We start from the raw sequence: 18554 nt of genomic DNA, 5'->3' as shown, positions 1-18554 counted from the left end.
TGCGCTTACAACGGAGCTTGGTAACTAATCTGGAATAATCGTCCGCCGGCAGTCAGGCGGAGGTAAAAAAGGGCAGGGCTAAAGTCTGCAAGCCGCGCTGATTTTCCCTGCTATCTATACTTTTTCTCTATCGCCGCTGTGGTGCCGTCGTGTTCCATGTCTTTCAGCGCCTGATTCAGGTTGTCTATGCGTCTTTGCGCAATACCTACATTGCAGGCGAGATACATTTCTGACTGTTGAAACTGAAACAGCGGAACAATTTTATCCATCAGCCCCTGACTTTTTAAGATGGCGATGCCGAGCAATTCGCCAGTTGCCCAGAAGTCAAAGCGGCCATACAGCAGCTTGCGTGGATTGTCCATATCGTTATTGGCCAAGTCTGTCTTGTAGCCCTTCTGGTTTAACACTTCAGCTATTGCAGCGTTACGATAGCTGCCCACCACGTAAGGGCGCAAATCCTCCAAAGTCTTGGGGTTGCGCTTGTCGTCGGCGCGGGCAAAGATATACCAGTTGCTTGTGGCCACTGGGCCCACCCATTTGAACATGGTTTCACGCTCGGCAGTTCTGGCGGTGGAAAAAACACAGGTATCCGCTTCAAAACGGCCCATCTGAAAAGCCCGGGCCCAGGGATAGACGTTCATCGTGTATTTCTCGCCGGTACGACGCATCAGCTCGACCACTTTTTCGGTGGCGATACCGCTAATCGCAGCGCTCTTGGGGTCAACAAAATTGAAGGGAGGATAATCTTCCGTCGTCAATATCAGGGTCTGGGCTGAGGCAGCAAGGCAAAAAAAACTGCTCAAGGCCACAATCAATGTATCAATGCGCATGAAAATGATTCCGTCGCGTTTGGCTATCAATTGGTGGATTGATTTGGCAATCAATCTGCTTTTTGTGCGAGAAATTCTTGACCAGCACGGTACGTGGCGTTAGCCGGTCATTTCGCAGGTGGCGATTGATCATATCACATGGCTCATCTCTGTTGGCACATGGTCGGCGTAGTTGGTGATCGTGTAATTGATTTGGCTTACCAGTAAGTATTGCTAATAATCCAGTCGGCTCGGGCGTTTCGATGTCATGTCCTGTCATTTGCAGACTTTAAAGTCGCTTTGAGTTTACATCATTTTTATTTGCAAGTTGAGATTCATCCAGCGCTGGGAGAAACGGGTACATCGGGCGTGGCTGTGAGAGATGCGTCGGCGCTAACCTCTGCAGTTGGAGGAAAAATCGCCCAAGAGCCTTCGGAAAAAGCAGGCTCGGGAAGATCGGGAATCCGATTTTATGATGCGACATCTTGTGTTCCTGAACATCCTTATTTGTACCGGCGTGGCAGAGTGCCAGGCACGCGGGAAATAGTCGCTCACCCAATTATCTGATTGTGTATCGCGTATCTCTGGAGTCCATCAGGGAGCCGCACTGTGCATATGATTTCCTGGATTTTAGTTCTCAAGTGGCATTTCATTTGCCCATCAACTGGCGATGTAGGAGGCCAGTTCGTCTGGCGTTCCCATAGGAAAAGCATCCCGTAAATATCCCAAGAAGGCCGAGACACGAGCACTTAACAACCGCCGAGACGGATAGAGCGCCCACAGTGCAGTATCGGGGCCGTCTATATCGCCCCAGGATACCAACGTGCCAGCGGCTAAATCATGAGTTACCAATGACAATGGAAGGCATGCTGCGCCGACACCTTGTCGAACTGCATCTCGGACCATGAAGTGCGATGACAAGCGAAGGACCGTCTCGATGGCGATACTTGCTTTCCCGGTCGATGCGGTTACATTCCAAGCTGTAGTCCGGTCGCCCATTCCACGTAAAACGGCGGGAACGGATGAACTGTTGTTCGGACGCATCAAATCCCTGTGCGCGACAACCACCAGTCTGTCACGCAAAAAGATCCGTCCGACCAAATTTTCGTCCGGATCTGGATTGACCCGGATCACCAAGTCATAACCTTCGTTGACCATGTCGACGGGGCGGTCTTCCGTTGTCACCTCTAGCCTGACCTCGGGATATTTCACCGCGAACCCAGCGGCCAGCTTCCCCATTGCGGCCTGTGAAAACAGCAGGGGCGCACTGATCCGCAACCTGCCCTGTGGGTTCTCACCACCTGAGGCAATAATGGCTGCCGTCTCCTCCACTTCAGCCAATAGTGCCCATGTCCGCTCATAGAGCGCCCGGCCTTCTTCGGTTAATTTCAGGGAACTTGCTCCGCGCTCAAGCAGGCGCAAGCCGAGGCTACTCTCCAGTTCCGCAACACGGCGAGATAACGTGGCTTTGGGGCGTCCGGTGGCGCGTGATGCTCGTCCAAATCCTCCGTGCCGGGCGACGAGATTGAAATCGGTAAGTGCAAGCAGGTCCATGTGTTCCGCCAGTGAGACGATATGTCTCATTATGATATCTATCGGATCATACATGAGTCCGCTAACATGAACCTGTCTTTCAACCACAACCAAGGAAAAATATCATGACTATTCTCGTTACAGGCGCCACCGGCCGCGTAGGCAGCCAAGTCGTTAAACAACTCGTTAAACGCGGCGCCGACGTACGCGTTCTCGTTCGCGACCCTTCGAAGGCCGACTTTCCGGCTGGCGTACAGGTTGTTCAGGGTGAGCTCCTCAATATTGACGTGCTGCGTACCGCGTTCACCGGGGTTAGCACGCTGTTTCTGCTGAATGCCGTAGCTGGGGACGAATTTACCCAGGCCCTCATCACGCTGAACGTTGCCCGTGAATCCGGCGTCGATCGCGTCGTCTACCTGTCCGTGCTTCACAGCGATCGCTTCGTGAACGTGCCGCACTTTGCGGTGAAGCTGGGTGCCGAGCGTATGATTGAACAGATGGGTTTCAGCGCTACGATCCTTCGCCCGTCGTACTTCATCGACAACGAGCACATGGTCAAAGACGTCATTTTTAACTACAACCTCTATCCGATGCCAATCGGTAGCAAAGGTGTTGCCATGGTCGACGCCCGCGACATCGCCGAGGTCGCAGCGATTGAGCTGATCCGTCGCGAGCAAGCCCCAGGCAAGCTTCCGATCGAAACCATCAACCTGGTTGGTCCAGACACACTGACTGGTCCGGACGTGGCTGCGATCTGGTCTGGTGTATTGGGGCGACCAGTTGCCTATGGCGGCGATGATCCATCCACATTCGAGCAAAATTTGGCGACTTTCATGCCAAAGTGGATGGCCTACGAGATGCGTCTGATGGCAGAGCGCTATGTCAGCGACGGCATGATCCCGGAGGCTGGTGATGTCGAGCGCCTGACCAAGATTTTGGGTCGCCCGCTGCACACCTATCGCGACTTTGTTTCCGAAATTGCTCCTGCGGCCTGATGTCAAGTAATTCGTCCTCGTTACATGGAAAGCCTTATGATCTATTCGACCGCCACAGTCCCTGTTAATCCGGACGGCGAGACCAAGTTGAACCGTGCGCAAGTATGGGCAGGCCTAGAACTTAAAGCCCGCGACGCTCGATCGTTCTTGCCTCCCGGGGTCTGTATCCGCTGTGACGTCATCGAAGAGAGCAAAATGCACAGAGGAAGGGCAAGACTTAAAGCACCAAGACGAAAGTATCCAGCGAGTGCTTTGTTTTTTCTTCAGCTTAGGCGTCGCGGTTTGCATAGTAACCACGCCAGAAACAAGGCTCACTCTGTGTTCTGGCCAATGCGCCACAGCACGCCCGAGGGATCTGTGAGACAGAAGTCTCGCATCCGCCAGGGCTGACTCTCAATGTTTGAGACCTTGACACCGTACTTTGTGCTTACGCTGCTCTCGTGGATGCGATTCCACCAGGCATCTACATTTTCGACCAGGATGTGCATCATGAAATTCTCGGCAAACCCCTCGGCACAAAAATCTTGAAGCAAGAAGCTCACGTGATCAAATTGGAAGTAGGCGACACCGCCTCCTTCCGAAGCCATAGTGAATCCTATGTCCTTGTAGAACTGCTTGGAGAGATTGAAGTCCTTCGATGGAACGAAGGCCTTGATCTCGGTGATGCGAAGATTGGGCATGGTGGGTGTCTCCTTCGACGTCTAACTTCAAATAAGGTGAAAAAATTCCGCCTATCTCCAAACAACCAAAGCTGCTCAGCCGTGTTAAAAATTGCATTCTCGCCGTGCATCACAGCCCTGTCGAACGGGTGCTGGCGCAAGCGGGTCTGCCGCGTATTGCTTCGCAGCGGGTGGCGTTGATCGACGACTACCTGCCGTTTATCCTGCAGACGCTGGAGAAATATCCGCAGCTCACGGCAAGCCGTCTGTACGGCATGGTGCGTGAACGCGGCTATGTGGGCGGCCCCGACTATTTCCGGCGTCAGGTAGCGCGCCACAGTCCGCGTAAGGCGGCCGAAGCGTATGAATCCAAAAGTACCATCGTCACCACCAACAAACCCTTTTTGAGCACCGAACAGGCGGTGGCCGTCTTTGAGCTGATCGACGACCTGCGCGAACAAATCGTCCGCCATTACGCACCACAGATCCAGGAGTACTACCGGCGCAACCGTGTAGAGCAGGGGCACTTGACGGTCGCAGAGCAAAACGGCGAGCCGTTCTGAAGTTGCCTGAGGAGCAATCCATACATGGACTCCCCCGGCCGACTGACTGCGCCAGCTAGTTGTCAATGACCGCTGTATTGGAGCTCAAACGGAACAGGAACTGGACGTGGTGGTTCCTCACCAGGCACCACATAATCCAGCTTGAGATTGGCGCCGCCGCCTTTCTGGAAGTACTCAATCCGAATAGGATAAAAGCCCTTCTCCAATGGAAGCATATAGGTTTTCGGCTTCCCATCACCGTGCAGCCCATCATAGGTGATCAGTTGCGTGTCTCCCAAGAACAGTTTCGAGCCATCATCCGAATCCAGCACGAAAATGTAGTAGCCGTCCCTCTGAATCTCAATATAACCCTCGATCAGACATGCAAAGTTGGTTTGCCTTGGAAGTTTATTCACACTGAAATCCTTGTCTGCGATACCAGACTGAACGGGTTTCAACTTCCCGAAGTCCGGCAGCTCGTCCCACTCCCCTTCGTAATAGGCATAGCGGTAGCCGCCCGGCTTCGCATTCGCCGGCCTGGCGCTTGCAGCGAGCGTTGTTCCAAGTTTGAACTCACCAACAGTCGCCTTGTTATACCGGTCCTTGCGGCTGAGGGACTTGGCGGAAAATTTCGCGCCGTTCGTTAAAGTGGTTTCAACGCCCATGATTGGAGCTGCGGAAGTAGGTTCGCTTCCGTCACTGGTATAATGCACCTCTTGCGGCGGCCCGAAATAATAGATTTTGTAAGGCTTATCCTTCAGAACGATGCCATTCATTGGATGAAACTGAATGCCTTGATTGCCGAAGCCATCGTAGAAAAACCTCAGCCCGTCGTACACACTTTTCAGTCGTATGGATCCATGGTCCTCCTCAGGATACGATGCGATTTTCCAGTTCAGGTCCTTCGGCGCCTTCTCTTTCAGGACAGCGTCCATGGCTGAAATCCCCATCTGCTTGATGCCACCTTCGTCGCGTCCGGCGATGAAGAGTGATTTTCCCGAAGATGCACTCAGCTTATCAACCGCAAGTTTGTTCAGATAATTGCCGTCCCAAAAAAAACTCGGATCAATTGCCAAGTAATATTTAAAGAGCTGTGGCTCCTCAAGCAGCGCATACATCGCGAACAAGCCACCAAACGAATGACCATACAAGATGGCATTGTCGCTCACGGGGTAGGATTTATTAATGTAGGGGACAAGTTCCTTTTTCAAAAATGCGAGGAACTTATCCGCTCCGCCCGATGAAGCCACGACCGCCATATGGGTGGGCGAGAGGTCGCGATTGCGATCGGTATTGAACACGGCCACCATAATGACGGGCGGCATGCCGGTATGATTCTGGATGAACTGTTGGATAGCGGCGATGGTTTGCAGGTTCGAATCGCCATCCAAAAGGTACAACACATCGTACTTTTCTTGTGATCCGGGTTTGTAACCCTCAGGCAGCAGCACCTGGATGATTCTTTCTTCCTTCAAAATTTCTGACTGCAGTGCGATACGTTTGCCGGGCAGATTCTGGGCTATCGCATTCACAGAACATGCCAGGAGCGCAAGGACGAACAACATGCAACGCAAGAGGATGGAAGAGTTTTTCATCAATGAGTAGTCCTCAGTCAGGGAAGTGGATTGATAATCTACTCTGGACTATTCTATTTAAATGTATTTTTGTCAATTCTTTTTTTGAGGAAACGATCTTATGAAATTCGCCTTCTGGACCGAAGCGGCCACGCGAACACCCTCGCGTAGCAAGATGCGGAGGGCGGCCCTCCACGCCAAATTATGGAAATGTGTGATATTTTCATTTCGGCAAGCTGGTATCCTGTTGTCTTAGGCCGAGACCGGCCATTTTCAGACCTTCAGGTACCACTTCAACCGCCTAAGCTGGCCTCATTATTCAGGTCCTGGTTCTACAAATATGTCTTCCAAGGTATGCGACTTCCATTGCCAGGCTGACATGGCCTAGTCAATAGCGCCATCCTGACCAGCCGTTTGTATTAGTGCGGTTACCCCATGCGCGTGCCTGTCGCGCCTCTCCAGCCAAATTGGGGCACACGCTTATATTCTTCTGGATCGCCAGGCCCCGGCAGCGATTGGGTCGGCGGCATTCATCCTGCCGGCGCCGGTTTCCTCCCCGATTTGCGGGCATTTATCGCATGGGCGAAAACACGCGCACCCGAGCCGTTAGAATAGCGGGCAAGTTCTACACGAGGAATTTAATGAGTTCTCCCCCATTTCTGCCATTCAACGCGCCTCCCGTATCGGAAGTCGAGCATGACCGCCGCTTGGTGCGCCGTTACCTGCTGCAGTCGGCGCTGCGCTTCAACGCTGGTTCGCTGTTGTTCCTGTCGCTGGCGATCGCGTTGCTGCCGCTCTGGCTGAACTTCGGTCCGGATGCGCCGGGCGAAGTAGAGCACCACAAGCTGACTCTGTACATTGTCGGTGGCGTTGCGCTGGCGGTGATGGCCTGGCTCGCGCTGATTTCGAGCGGGATCGCCCGCAGCTTTCTCGCCCGGCTGGGCGAGGAGGGCAAGGCACTGTGTGCGGAGGTGATGGCTTCTTCGGTGACGCGTCGCATCGATGCGCCGTTCAATACCTATACTACCTTCGACCTGTGCACCGAATCCTTGTCGGGGCTGTCGCTCGGCACTGCACTTGGCTACTCCGGCCCGCCGGCGTTCGTCCACGACCCTTTCAAGGGCCGGATCGTGCTGGGCCGCTGGCGTCCGTTGGCGCTGGGGCGCCATGTTGAGGTGAGGGTATCGTCCGATTTGGGCCCCAACTGCCGCATCGAGCTGCGCTGCCGCCCGGGCCTGGCTTGGTTCGCGATCCAGCAGGGTGAGTCGCTGAAGACCGCCGAGGTGGTGTCTGCTCAACTGCGCCAGCACCTCACGCGCCATGCAAACGCACTGGACGCGGCTCGGCGTGAACGCGAGCTGGAACGCACCTCGCTGCAGGCGCGCCTGTCAGTCTTGCAGGCCCAGGTTGAGCCGCACTTTCTGTTCAATACCCTGGCAAATCTAAAGTACTTGATCCGTACCGACCAGCAGGCCGCGCAGGACATGCTTGACCACCTGGTCGGCTACCTGCAGAGCGCGATGCCGGATATGCGCTCAGTGTCCTCGACCCTGGGGCGAGAAATGGATCTGGTTAACGACTACCTGGCGGTGATGCGCATCCGCATGGGCGCGCGCCTGCGCTTCGCAGTCGAAGTGGCCGAGGAATTGCGCAGCCTGCCGTTCCCGCCGGCGATGCTGATCTCGCTTGTGGAAAACGCCGTCAAACACGGTTTGGAGCGGGCCAGCCGACCGGGCCTGATCACCATCAGCGCAAGGTATGATAGCGACGGGAAGGACGCGCTGCTGAGCGTGTCTGTGGTCGACGACGGAGTCGGTTTGACCGAACAAGCCGGGCAAGGCACGGGGCTGGCGAATATCGCAGAGCGCTTGCTGCTGCTATACGGGCGGAAGGCCAGCCTTTTTGTGGAGCCGGGCGACGGACAAGGCGTACGCGCAGTGTTGGTGGTGCCTATTGTCGGGAGCCACGCCTGATGCCAAGCGCTCTGATCGTCGAAGACGAGCCTCTGCTGCAGGCGGAGCTCATGGACCAGCTGCGTGCCTTGTGGCCCGAACTGCAAATCGCCGGCCAGGTCGAAAACGGCATCGACGCGGTGGCAGGCATCGATGCACTGAAACCGGACATCGTATTTTTGGACATACAGATGCCAGGCCTGAACGGCATGGAGGTGGCGCGCCATATTCCCGAGTCGTGCCAAGTCGTGTTCGTTACGGCGCATGCGGACTATGCCTTGGCCGCTTTCGATGCCGGCGCGTCCGACTATCTGGTCAAGCCGTTGACGACCACACGCCTGCTGCAGACGATCCGCCGTCTGAAGTCGCGCACGACCCCAAGCCCGCCACCGACCGTGTGGAAACAGCTTTTTGAACAGGAGAGTGCACCGGTGTACCTCAAGTGGATTAAGGCTTCGAGCGGCAATTCGGTGCGGCTGGTGATGGTGAGCGAAGTGCTGTACTTCCAGTCGAACGAAAAGTATACGCGGGTGGTGACGGAGAACGGCGATTCGCTGATTCGGTTGCCTCTCAAGTCCCTGCTCGAGCAACTGGACCCGCAGCTGTTCGCGCAAATCCACCGCAGCGCCATCGTCAATCTGCAGGCCGTTGACAGGATCGAACGCAGTGAATACGGGGCGCGCGGCGGCACCGGGCTGGAGGTAATCCTGAAAGGCCGGACCGAGCGCTTGACCGTTAGTGAAGGGTTTACCAAGCAGTTCCGCCAAATGTAGCAGGGCCGTTAAAGCCCTTCTGCTGATCGGCCGCCCTCGTGCCAATGGCGCGTTTTTTAGTCAGTTCGCAATTAATCGTTTCCACATATTGAGGTGAAAGGAAAATAATGAAAAAGAAAAGGATGGTCACACTATCTTTGTTATTGCTGACCGTGACTGGGACAATCGCCAGCACGCCCCCATCGCCGCCGACAGTAGAGGTCGATCGGGCGACCCGGTTGGAGGTCATCGATACGCTGATTGCCAAGCTGAATGCCCACTACGTTTTTCCAGACAAAGCCCAACAAGTCGAGGTCGTCCTGCGCCAGCGCCAGCGCGAGGGCAAGTACGATGGGATCATGGACGGTAAACAGCTGACCAAACAGCTGTTGGATGACATTGAGGGTGTTGTCCACGACAAGCACATGCTAGTAGATGTCAGTGCCCGCCCGGTACCGCCCGATGATGCGATGCCGCCACCACCCCAGACGCGGGCGGCGTGGGAAAAACAGGTGCCGCCTGCAGTGCTTGAAAGGGTCCTCGCATCAAACCTTGGCGTGGAAAAAGTTGATCGCCTTAGCCCCAATATTGGCTACCTGCAGATATCCTCTTTCGGGCCGGTTTTCCTCGTATCCGACAAGTTCGCCGCAGCGATGAATGAACTCGCAGACACCGATGGCCTCATCATCGATCTGCGCAACAACGGTGGTGGCGGGGGAGACTCAGTGGCGCTACTGATCAGCTATCTGGTTGACGAGCGCACCCGCCTCAACGACACATGGGAACGTGCGACCGGCATCACCACGCAGTATTGGACGCAGGATAAGCTTGAAGGCAAACGCTATGGTGGCAAGAAGCCGGTCCTCATCCTGGCAGGCCCCAACACGAAGTCCGCAGCCGAATCATTCGCGTACCAAATGCAGGTGCTGAAACGCGCAACGGTGGTCGGCGAACGCACTTGGGGCGGTGCCAACGCTTCGTGGCCATATCGTCTCAGCGAGCATTTTGTTGCCTTCATACCAAGCAAGCGCTCGATCAGCCCAATCACCCATACAAACTGGGAGGGCACGGGCGTCACCCCGGATGTTGCGGCAAAGGTGGACGATGCACTCGCGGCGGCCAAAGATCTGATGCAGCGACAACTTAATAGCGGCGCACCACGTGTTACTACAGATCACTAAAACCTAATATCAACGTGCTGTGTGCAAAATTCATGTTTGTCACGTAAATGCAGAGATTTCATGGTGCCTGCTTGCTATAGAACTAAAAGGTCTATCCACCTCACTCGAAGAGCGTAGCTGGCTTAGGGCAATACCCACACTCGAACGAATCGCAGCCGTTAGAAGGACTGTCATTCCAATCGATCCGCAGGGAAATGGAAATCTAAGTAAATCTATGACCGACCGATTATTCCCAACGTGGAGGTCCGTAATAGAAGTGAAGCGAGAACTGAAAATTCATCAAGAGAATCACCAAAGCAATATTTGGGGCAAACATCAACATATCAAGCGACTCAACCTAAAATTGGATTCCTCGTAGTGCCGGATTTGTGTTCTCAGATAAATGGCGCGCTATCAATAGATGAGAATTGTTGGTTAGAGGAGATCAAATTCAAAGGCGACACCGAAGCTAGAAATGTTGCGGTGATTCGAATTCCAGGGCGCAGGAAAATGCCAAGCAAAGTTACATCCCCAGAATTTCACATGGCCAGTAAGCCTACACCGAATCGTATTACTAAAAAAGCGTCAATAGAAAAACGAAGTAAGTATGTAATGAACTAGGGTCTGTTGACATATTTATTTATCAATATAGCTGTTAACTTTTTCTGAAATGTGCTTACATCCTTGAATTTGGGCGAATCAAGGATGCTAAGAATGATGCTGCGAGATGATCAGTGGGAGAAAATTGAAAAGCTTATTCCAGGGAAGAAAGGAGAACGCGGCAGGCCCGCGACCAACAATCGTCAGTTTGTTGAAGCGGTAACCCAAGCAAGGCGGACCTGATGAAGCTGGCCTCTACAAACGGCATTGACACCTCTTGGGTATCCGGCACCATCGAGCGGTTTGCGGCCATCGCTGGGGAATTCAAAACATTATCAAAAAACTATGCAATTCGCCCCGCAACACGCAATATGATTGCTAAAGCAATCGAGGAAAACAGGAATCTATTGCAGATTTCTTTCTTGATAGTGATCTTGTCCTGCAAGATACACTTGTTTTTCTTTCCCAGGCTATTGTCCTTCTGCACTTTTTTGCATTTCTTTCTTCTTTCATAAAAGCAGTATCCTGAAATATCAGTTCTGGGAGAGCCTCTTTTATCGGTTGAATGGATACAGCAAGCTTGTTTCAACACGCATAGGCTTTAACAAACTTAGTCTCCACACGGCACGCCTTTATGTATGTGGTGATCAATCACGCCAGAATTTCCTCCTTTGGGCAGACCTGTATGTCTGATGCATTTATTGCATTGACGATATCTTTTCAAAATTGTTGTATTTACGCAGTTATTACTTTATATGCGTAAAATAATAAACTATGCATAAAAATATTATTGATGCATAATGAAGATGAACGACAACAATTGCGGCCCAAGCCGCTAAAACAGGAGACAAGCATGACAACCAAGGGTACCCATGGGCGGGGGTTGCCGCCCCACGCTTCTTCGCGGCCACAGTGCCGACTTGCCGTAGCGACTGCGGCCACCATTGCGGCCTTGATGCAAATCGCAACGCCGTCTGCCAGTGCAGTGGAAATCGACACTGGCAATGCAGATCTCAAGGCCAGGTGGGACAATACAATCAAGTACAGCAATGCATTCCGCCTGAAAAGTGCAGCACCCGGCCTGATTGTCGATGCCAATACCGACGATGGTGACCGTAACTTTGGCACTGGCTTGATCTCGAACCGGGTTGATCTGTTGTCAGAGTTTGACCTGAGCTACAAGGATGCGGGGTTGCGGATATCTGGTGCTGCCTGGTATGACCGTGTCTACAATCGCAGCAACGACAATAATTCGGCGGCCACCGCCAGCCAGCTTAGTGTTGCAGGTAATGCATTCACTGATGCCACGCGCAAGTTGCACGGCAACAAGGCTGAATTGCTGGATGCCTTTGTCTACAGCCGTTTTGATCTTGGCAGTACGGGTGTCAGTGTCCGTCTTGGTCGTACCACCTTGTTGTACGGCGAGACACTGTTTTTTGGTGATAACGGCATTGCAGCCGGTCAGGCACCGGTCGATGTGATCAAGCTGTTGTCGGTGCCGGGCACGCAGTTCAAGGAATTGTTGATGCCGGTCAACCAACTGTCGACCCAGTTGCAACTGTCGCCCAATGTCACACTGGGTGGTTACTACCAGTTTGAATGGCGTGCCAACCGCATTCCTGGTTCTGGCAGTTATTTTTCTTTTGCTGATTATGTAGGCACTGGTGCCGAACGTTTCTTTGCGCCTGGTTCTTTTGGTCATGTCTACTTTAACCGTGTGGACGATATCACACCTAAAAACAGCGGGCAGGGCGGGTTGCAACTGCGTTTTCGTCCTGACAGTGAAATTGCCGAATTCGGTGTCTACCTGACCCGTTATCATGACAAAGATTTCAATCTGTACCTGACGCCATCTGCAAATCCGGCACTACCGTCGATAGGCAGTTACCGGCAAGTGTATGGTCAGGACATCAAAGCCTTTGGTGTCAGCGCCAGCACCACCCTGGGCGGTGCCAACGTGGCGATGGAGATATCCACCAGACGTGATGCGCCGCTTGTCAGTGATCCTGTAGTCGCCTTTGGCGCAGGCAACACGACCAGTACAGCTGCTTACGCAATCGGCAATACCGCGCACGCCAACTTGTCGGCGATCTATGTACTTAACGGCAGCTCATTCTGGAACGGTGGTGCCATTCTTGGTGAGCTGGCATGGAACCGTCGCTTGAGCACCACTGCCAATCCAGGGGCACTTGATCCGCGCAGCACGCGTGATGCTACCGGCATGCGCTTGCTGTTCACGCCAGAGTACTACCAGGTTGCGCCGGGTGTTGATCTGAGCGTGCCGATAGGTCTGGGCTACGCGCTCAGCGGTCGTTCATCGACTGGTGTGCGTTTTGCCGGTGGTGCTGAGCATGGTGGCGATTTCAGTATTGGTGCCACATTTGATTATCGTAAGCAGTTTAAGTTTGGCATCAATCTGGTGCATTTCCTGGGAGCGCAAGGCACCTTCATCACGCCTAACGCCTTACCGCAGGCAACTGTCCTGCAATATCAACAAACCAGCAAGGACCGGGACTTTATCTCGTTCTCGTTGCAGAGCACATTCTAATTACAGTAGGAGACGCAGATGAACCACAATATGATCAAGCGCGCAGCGCTGGCTTCCCTGATGCTGGGCCTGGTACACAGTGCGACGGCGGCAGTCAGTCAGGAAGAAGCTAATAAACTCAAGAGTGAGTTGACCCCGATGGGTGCAGAAAAGGCTGGTAATAAGGCTGGTACCATTCCTGCCTGGGATGGTGGTTACAGCAAAGTACCCGCCGGCTATAAGGATGGCGACCCACGTCCTGATCCTTTCGCTGCCGACAAGCTGGTGATCTCGATCAATGCCAAAAATATGGACCAGTATGCCGACAAACTGACTGAAGGTGTCAGGGCGCTGATGAAGAAATACCCAAGCTACCGCATTGATGTCTATCCAACCCACCGTACGGCAGCAATGCCACAATGGGCCTACGACAATACATTGAAGAACGCCACACGCTGCAAGACTGCGGATGCTGGTCAATCACTGGAAGGTTGCTATGGCGGTATTCCATTTCCTGTCCCCAAGACCGGTAGCGAGTTGATGTGGAATCATATGCTGGCATGGAAGGGGCAGGCCAGTTCCATGTTGTTCCGCTTGTTTGTTACGACATCTGATGGCAAATCGACGATGGCGTCAGATGGTCTGAACGAAGTGCAGTCACCGTACTGGTTCAAGGACGGTTCGCTGGAAAGTTTCAAGGGAGACTACAACAACCTGATGCTGGTGACGTATGGGCCACCGTTCAAGGCAGGCGAATCTATCCTGCTGCGTGACACTGTTGATGCCAACAAAGGCCGCCAGGCCTGGCAATATCTGGTTGGCCAGCGGCGCACGCGCAAGGCACCGACGCTGGGTTATGACACACCGGACAGCGTGGCATCAGGTGCATTCTATTTTGACGAGGCATTTGTTTTCTCAGGTGGGTTGGACCGGTACGACTGGAAAATCATCGGCAAGAAAGAAGTCTATATTCCGTATAACACTAACCGTACCTGGCAGGCAAAAACCAGTGATTTGCTTGGACCTCAACACTTGAATCCTGACCATCTGCGCTGGGAACTGCATCGCGTCTGGGAAGTGGAAGCCACGGTGGCAGCTGGCAAACGCCATGCTGTCCCCAAACGCCGCTACTATCTGGATGAAGATACCTACACTGCCGTGCTGGCTGACATGTGGGATGGTCAGGGTCAGTTGTGGCGCATAGGCTACACACTGCCGATGGCAATGCCTGACGTACCGGGCTCGGTAGCGCAAAGTTTTGGCCTGTATAACCTGCTGGCCAATACCTATGTGCTGGGCAATTATCCGGCTGAAAAAACATATCAGTTCAAGCAGGTACCACACTGGAACGAAAGCTATTTCACGCCTGAAAATCTGGCCGCCAAGGGCAGCCGCTAGACGGCATTGGGGAACGAGCCATGAAACTTATCCCATTTGCGCGCCGTGCGGCACTGTTGGTGGCGCTCGGCGCGATGCTGACGCAAGCCAGTGCTGAGCCAGACGTGCTGGAGCGGCCAGCCGTTCTCAGCGCCAAAGCCGCCAGCTCGGTCATGCTGGGCATCGCTCAGGCAGGGCAGCGTCTGGTCGCGGTTGGTGAGCGCGGCATCGTCATTTATTCGGACGATGCTGGTGGCAGCTGGCATCAGGCGGCGGTGCCGGTCAGTGTATCGCTGGTCAGCACCGGTTTCGTCAATCCAAAAGACGGCTGGGCGGTCGGGCATAGCGGGGTGGTGTTGCGTACCCGTGATGGTGGCAAGAGCTGGAACAAGCAATTGGATGGCAAGATGGCAGCTCAACTGGTGGTGACAGCAGTCCGCGAAGGGCGGATTGCTGCCGGTGCCGACCCGACCCGGGCATTGGCTGATGCCGAACGTTTGCTGGTCGAAGGACCGAGCAAACCTTTTCTCGACATTCATTTTTTTGACGATAAAAACGGTTTGTTGATTGGTGCTTTTGGGCTGGCGCTCGCCACTGGCGATGGCGGTGCCACCTGGCAGGCTGCGCTGGACCGCATCGATAACCCCAAGGCCAAACATCTGTACGCCATCGAGGCTGAGGGTGATACCTGCGTTATCGCTGGCGAACAGGGGGCCGTGTTTTATTCGACCAATCGTGGTCGCAATTTTACGGCTGTCACCACGCCATATGAAGGCACCTATTTTGGTGCCATCACAGCGGGGGCGCGTGTGGTGGTGTTTGGCATGCGCGGCAACGTGTATTGGTCAGATGCGCCAGCCAGCGCCTGGAACAAAAGCGAGATTTCTACCACGCATTCACTGACTTCTGGCTTGCGACTGAAAGATGACAGCTTGCTGCTGACTGATGAAACTGGCCAGTTGTTCCGTAGCAAGGATGGCGGTAAGAGCTTCCAGCCACAGCCTGGTTCACCGTCGTCGCCGCTGACCGGTGTCGTGCAAAGCGGTGATGGCACGCTGTTCGTCTCTGGCGTGCGCGGCGTGACCAAGATTACTATGAACGCTATTGAAGGCAAGTAATAATGCATACCTCAACTCCTGATCATCCGGTGATCGCTCATCTGGATCAATTCGATTCCCGTTCCGGTTCTGTCGTCGAACGCCTGCTGTTTAATCACCGTATTGCGGTGATGATACTGTTTGTGATGGTGACAGTCGCGCTTGGCTGGCAGGCGCTGGGCGTACGCCTTAATCCCAGCTTTGAGCGCATGATACCGGCACGCCATCCCTACGTGCTCAACTATCAGCAGCACAAGGCTGACCTTGCTGGTTTGGGCAATACGCTGCGCATTGCTGTCGAAAACGAGCAGGGCAGCATTTACGACGCCCGTTATATGGAAACGCTACGCCTGCTCAGTGACGAACTATTTCTGGTGCCGGGTGTGGATCGCTCTTTCATGAAGTCGATCTGGATGCCGTCGGTACGCTGGATAGGGGTGACAGAAGAAGGCCTGGACGGCGGCCCGGTGATCCCGGATGGCTACGATGGCTCACCACAACGGCTGGAAGAGTTGCGCGCCAATATCGAGCGTTCAGGCGAGATCGGGTCGCTGGTAGCGCCGGATTTCAAGTCCAGCGTAATTGTCTTGCCTTTGATGGAAACTACCGGTACACAACGTATCGATTATGCCCAACTGGGAACACGACTGGAACAATTGCGCGCCAAGTATGAGGCCCGGGGCGTACGTATCCACATCACAGGTTTCGCCAAGGTGGTCAGCGATTTGATCGAAGGCATGCGGCAGGTGCTGCTGTTTTTTGCCGTGGCGCTGGCGATCTGCACTGCCGTGTTGTTGTGGTACACACGCTGTGTGCGCAGCACATTGCTGGTGGTGTCATGTTCGCTGGTGGCTGCCGTCTGGCTGCTGGGGGCCTTGCCTTTGCTGGGCTTTGACCTCGACCCGTATTCCATCCTGTTGCCATTCCTGGTGTTTGCCATAGGCATGAGCCATGGTGCGCAAAAGATGAACGGCATCATGCAAGACATTGGCCGTGGTGTGCACAAGCTGATTGCTGCCCGTTACACCTTCCGCCGACTGTTTCTGGCTGGCCTGACGGCCTTGCTGGCGGATGCGGTTGGCTTTGCCGTGCTGATGGTGATTGATATCCCGGTGATCCACGACCTGGCGATTTCTGCCAGCGTCGGTGTTGCCATGTTGATTTTCACCAACCTCATCCTGTTGCCGGTCCTGCTGTCATACACAGGCGTCAGCGCCAAAGCGGCACAACGCAGCCTGCGTGACGAGGAAGCAAGTAACACTGGCGGTGTTCAGGGCAAGCATGGCCTGTGGGCTTTTCTTGACCGTTTTACTGGTCGCCGCTGGGCTGGTATCGCGATTGCTTCCGCCCTTGTGCTGGCGACAGTGGGTGGTGTAGTCAGCACCCATCTGAAAATAGGTGACCTTGACCCCGGTGCGCCAGAGCTGCGTGCCAATTCACGCTATAACCTCGACAGTGCCTTCATGGCTGCCCATTATGCCGCCAGCAGCGACAACTACGTAGTCATGGTACGCACACCGCAATACATGTGCGCCAACTACAGCACACTGGTGCAGGTCGAAGCGCTGGAATGGCGTCTGCAGCAACTGGCCGGCGTCGAATCAACCAATTCCTATGCCACCTTGAGCAAACGTGCATCAGCCGGTATGAACGAGGGCAGCCTGAAATGGTTTGACTTGCCGCGCTCGCAAGACATGCTCAACGCCATCACCACCCGCGCCCCGCGTGAGTTGCTGAACCAGAATTGCGATTTGCTGACTGTCTACGTCTACCTGAAAGACCACAAGGCCGATACGCTGGATGCTGTCGTACAAGAAGTGGAAGCCTTTGCAGCGGCCAACAACAGCAAGGATATCCAGTTCTTGTCTGCGGCAGGTAATGCAGGTATCGAAGCGGCAACCAATATCGTCGTCAAGAAAGCCAATACACAGATGCTGTTGTGGGTGTATGCGGCAGTGATCTTGCTGGCGTTCGTCACCTTTCGCTCGTGGCGTGCAGTGATTTGTGCGGTTTTGCCGCTCATGCTGACATCGGTATTGTGCGAAGCACTCATGGTGGTTCTTGGCATAGGTGTCAAGGTCGCCACATTGCCGGTGATTGCGCTTGGTGTTGGCATTGGTGTTGACTATGCACTGTACGTGGTGTCGGTCATGCTGGTTGAATTGCGCCGTGGCGCAAGTCTGTCGGCAGCTTACTACAAGGCCCTGCTTTTTACTGGCAAGGTAGTGGTGCTGACTGGGGTCACACTGGGTATTGCAGTGGCAACCTGGTGTTTCTCACCGATCAAATTCCAGGCGAACATGGGTATCTTGTTGGGTTTCATGTTCATCTGGAACATGCTGGGCGCGCTGATACTGTTGCCGGCACTGGCGTATTTTTTGTTGAATCCGCGACGCTTGGCTTCGTCGGCAAAGGAGACGGTCACACACCGTGAATTACAGAAAGAGGTAGCATGAAAATCCGCATAAAACCCCACATGAAACACATGATGACGGCAATGCTGCTGGCACTGCAATTGCAAGCGCCAGCGATGGCAGCCAGTAAAGATGAGGCCGTCACCTTTGTCAAGAAAGCGATTAGTTATATCAAACAAAACGGCCAGGAAAAGTCGCTGGCAGAGTTCAATAATACTTCCGGCCAGTTCGTCAATGGTGAATTGTATATAGTCGTGATGGACATGAACGGCGTATTGCTGGCCGATGGCAGCAAGCCCAAACTGGTTGGCAAAGCCTTGCTGGACATCAAGGATATGGAAGGCAGGGCCTTTGTCCGTGAAGAGATCGAGATAGCAAAGAAGAAAGGATCTGGCTGGGTAGATTTCAAGTGGATCAACCCTGTCACCAAGGCAATGGCAGCCCGTTCATCTTATTTTGAACGGGTGGACAATATTATTGTTGTGACAGGTATCTACAACTAGGAAGTGGGAAGCACGGCTTGCAACAAGCGTGCTCGCTCGGTATCTGAACAGGCGGTCCTG

16 protein-coding genes and 1 pseudogene are annotated in these 18554 nt (G+C 54.0%); 13 read left to right on the top strand and 4 right to left on the bottom strand.

Features of this window, described 5'->3' with window-relative positions:
• Positions 1-110: 110 nt before the first annotated feature.
• A complete protein-coding gene (locus AC1RVX_RS18090) occupies positions 111-830 on the bottom strand; it encodes a substrate-binding periplasmic protein (protein ID WP_493217994.1) in 720 nt (239 codons plus the stop codon).
• Between the two features lie 639 nt (positions 831-1469).
• Positions 1470-2363 (bottom strand): LysR family transcriptional regulator, encoded by an 894-nt coding sequence (locus tag AC1RVX_RS18085; protein ID WP_493218217.1) that lies wholly within the window; start codon positions 2361-2363, stop codon positions 1470-1472.
• A 104-nt stretch (positions 2364-2467) separates the two neighbouring features.
• Between AC1RVX_RS18085 and AC1RVX_RS18080 the strand changes: the two genes are divergently transcribed.
• Positions 2468-3337, top strand: a complete 870-nt coding sequence (locus tag AC1RVX_RS18080) for an SDR family oxidoreductase (RefSeq protein ID WP_493217993.1) — start codon at positions 2468-2470, stop codon at positions 3335-3337.
• A gap of 24 nt (positions 3338-3361) precedes the next feature.
• Positions 3362-3727 carry an AtaL-like protein gene (locus tag AC1RVX_RS18075; protein WP_493217992.1) on the top strand — a complete coding sequence of 122 codons (366 nt, stop codon included), beginning with the start codon at positions 3362-3364 and terminating at the stop codon, positions 3725-3727.
• Here the strand turns inward: AC1RVX_RS18075 and AC1RVX_RS18070 are convergent.
• Positions 3649-4017, bottom strand: coding sequence for a VOC family protein (locus AC1RVX_RS18070; protein WP_493217991.1), 369 nt, complete (start codon positions 4015-4017; stop codon positions 3649-3651). The two genes, AC1RVX_RS18075 and AC1RVX_RS18070, sit on opposite strands and share 79 nt — an antisense overlap.
• A 104-nt stretch (positions 4018-4121) precedes the next feature.
• Between AC1RVX_RS18070 and AC1RVX_RS18065 the strand changes: the two genes are divergently transcribed.
• On the top strand, positions 4122-4559 hold the full coding sequence (locus tag AC1RVX_RS18065; protein ID WP_493217990.1) for a hypothetical protein: 438 nt from the start codon (positions 4122-4124) through the stop codon (positions 4557-4559).
• A 62-nt stretch (positions 4560-4621) separates the two neighbouring features.
• On the opposite strand, the gene AC1RVX_RS18060 is transcribed toward AC1RVX_RS18065, so the two are convergent.
• Positions 4622-6133, bottom strand: coding sequence for an alpha/beta hydrolase-fold protein (locus AC1RVX_RS18060; protein ID WP_493217989.1), 1512 nt, complete (start codon positions 6131-6133; stop codon positions 4622-4624).
• 620 nt (positions 6134-6753) lie between these two features.
• Between AC1RVX_RS18060 and AC1RVX_RS18055 the strand changes: the two genes are divergently transcribed.
• From AC1RVX_RS18055 to AC1RVX_RS18010, 10 genes and pseudogenes are all read left to right on the top strand, one after another.
• Complete coding sequence (locus AC1RVX_RS18055) at positions 6754-8085, top strand: sensor histidine kinase (protein WP_493217988.1); 1332 nt, start codon at positions 6754-6756, stop codon at positions 8083-8085.
• Entirely contained in the window at positions 8085-8837 is a 753-nt protein-coding gene (locus AC1RVX_RS18050) for a LytR/AlgR family response regulator transcription factor (protein WP_493217987.1), read from the top strand. Before AC1RVX_RS18055 ends, AC1RVX_RS18050 begins: the two co-directional genes overlap by 1 nt.
• Before the next feature lie 107 nt (positions 8838-8944).
• Positions 8945-9997, top strand: a complete 1053-nt coding sequence (locus tag AC1RVX_RS18045) for a S41 family peptidase (RefSeq protein ID WP_493217986.1) — start codon at positions 8945-8947, stop codon at positions 9995-9997.
• A 684-nt stretch (positions 9998-10681) separates the two neighbouring features.
• Positions 10682-10798 (top strand): annotated as a pseudogene (locus tag AC1RVX_RS18040) (transposase); the annotation flags it as partial.
• 20 nt (positions 10799-10818) lie between these two features.
• On the top strand, positions 10819-11091 hold the full coding sequence (locus AC1RVX_RS18035; protein ID WP_493217985.1) for a hypothetical protein: 273 nt from the start codon (positions 10819-10821) through the stop codon (positions 11089-11091).
• 338 nt (positions 11092-11429) lie between these two features.
• Positions 11430-13124 (top strand): DUF1302 domain-containing protein, encoded by a 1695-nt coding sequence (locus AC1RVX_RS18030; RefSeq protein ID WP_493217984.1) that lies wholly within the window; start codon positions 11430-11432, stop codon positions 13122-13124.
• 18 nt (positions 13125-13142) lie between these two features.
• Positions 13143-14501, top strand: a complete 1359-nt coding sequence (locus AC1RVX_RS18025) for a DUF1329 domain-containing protein (protein WP_493217983.1) — start codon at positions 13143-13145, stop codon at positions 14499-14501.
• Positions 14502-14521: 20 nt separating this feature from the next.
• Positions 14522-15598 carry a WD40/YVTN/BNR-like repeat-containing protein gene (locus AC1RVX_RS18020; protein WP_493217982.1) on the top strand — a complete coding sequence of 359 codons (1077 nt, stop codon included), beginning with the start codon at positions 14522-14524 and terminating at the stop codon, positions 15596-15598.
• A 2-nt stretch (positions 15599-15600) separates the two neighbouring features.
• Positions 15601-18033, top strand: coding sequence for an efflux RND transporter permease subunit (locus AC1RVX_RS18015; RefSeq protein ID WP_493217981.1), 2433 nt, complete (start codon positions 15601-15603; stop codon positions 18031-18033).
• Complete coding sequence (locus AC1RVX_RS18010; protein WP_493217980.1) at positions 18030-18494, top strand: cache domain-containing protein; 465 nt, start codon at positions 18030-18032, stop codon at positions 18492-18494. Before AC1RVX_RS18015 ends, AC1RVX_RS18010 begins: the two co-directional genes overlap by 4 nt.
• The last annotated feature ends 60 nt before the right edge of the window (positions 18495-18554 follow it).

The organism is Undibacterium sp. GW821-FHT11B02 (genome assembly GCF_058808955.1).
Note: the sequence above shows the minus strand (reverse complement) of the source record. Positions and strands in the feature narration are given on the sequence as shown.

Bases quoted from the DNA above. Each gene is read 5' to 3' on its own strand.
- AC1RVX_RS18090 (WP_493217994.1), bottom strand. From the start codon at position 830: ATGCGCATTGATACATTGATTGTGGCCTTGAGCAGTTTTTTTTGCCTT.
- AC1RVX_RS18085 (WP_493218217.1), bottom strand. From the start codon at position 2,363: ATGGACCTGCTTGCACTTACCGATTTCAATCTCGTCGCCCGGCACGGA.
- AC1RVX_RS18080 (WP_493217993.1), top strand. From the start codon at position 2,468: ATGACTATTCTCGTTACAGGCGCCACCGGCCGCGTAGGCAGCCAAGTC.
- AC1RVX_RS18075 (WP_493217992.1), top strand. From the start codon at position 3,362: ATGGAAAGCCTTATGATCTATTCGACCGCCACAGTCCCTGTTAATCCG.
- AC1RVX_RS18070 (WP_493217991.1), bottom strand. From the start codon at position 4,017: ATGCCCAATCTTCGCATCACCGAGATCAAGGCCTTCGTTCCATCGAAG.
- AC1RVX_RS18060 (WP_493217989.1), bottom strand. From the start codon at position 6,133: ATGAAAAACTCTTCCATCCTCTTGCGTTGCATGTTGTTCGTCCTTGCG.
- AC1RVX_RS18055 (WP_493217988.1), top strand. From the start codon at position 6,754: ATGAGTTCTCCCCCATTTCTGCCATTCAACGCGCCTCCCGTATCGGAA.
- AC1RVX_RS18050 (WP_493217987.1), top strand. From the start codon at position 8,085: ATGCCAAGCGCTCTGATCGTCGAAGACGAGCCTCTGCTGCAGGCGGAG.
- AC1RVX_RS18045 (WP_493217986.1), top strand. From the start codon at position 8,945: ATGAAAAAGAAAAGGATGGTCACACTATCTTTGTTATTGCTGACCGTG.
- AC1RVX_RS18035 (WP_493217985.1), top strand. From the start codon at position 10,819: ATGAAGCTGGCCTCTACAAACGGCATTGACACCTCTTGGGTATCCGGC.
- AC1RVX_RS18030 (WP_493217984.1), top strand. From the start codon at position 11,430: ATGACAACCAAGGGTACCCATGGGCGGGGGTTGCCGCCCCACGCTTCT.
- AC1RVX_RS18025 (WP_493217983.1), top strand. From the start codon at position 13,143: ATGAACCACAATATGATCAAGCGCGCAGCGCTGGCTTCCCTGATGCTG.
- AC1RVX_RS18020 (WP_493217982.1), top strand. From the start codon at position 14,522: ATGAAACTTATCCCATTTGCGCGCCGTGCGGCACTGTTGGTGGCGCTC.
- AC1RVX_RS18015 (WP_493217981.1), top strand. From the start codon at position 15,601: ATGCATACCTCAACTCCTGATCATCCGGTGATCGCTCATCTGGATCAA.
- AC1RVX_RS18010 (WP_493217980.1), top strand. From the start codon at position 18,030: ATGAAAATCCGCATAAAACCCCACATGAAACACATGATGACGGCAATG.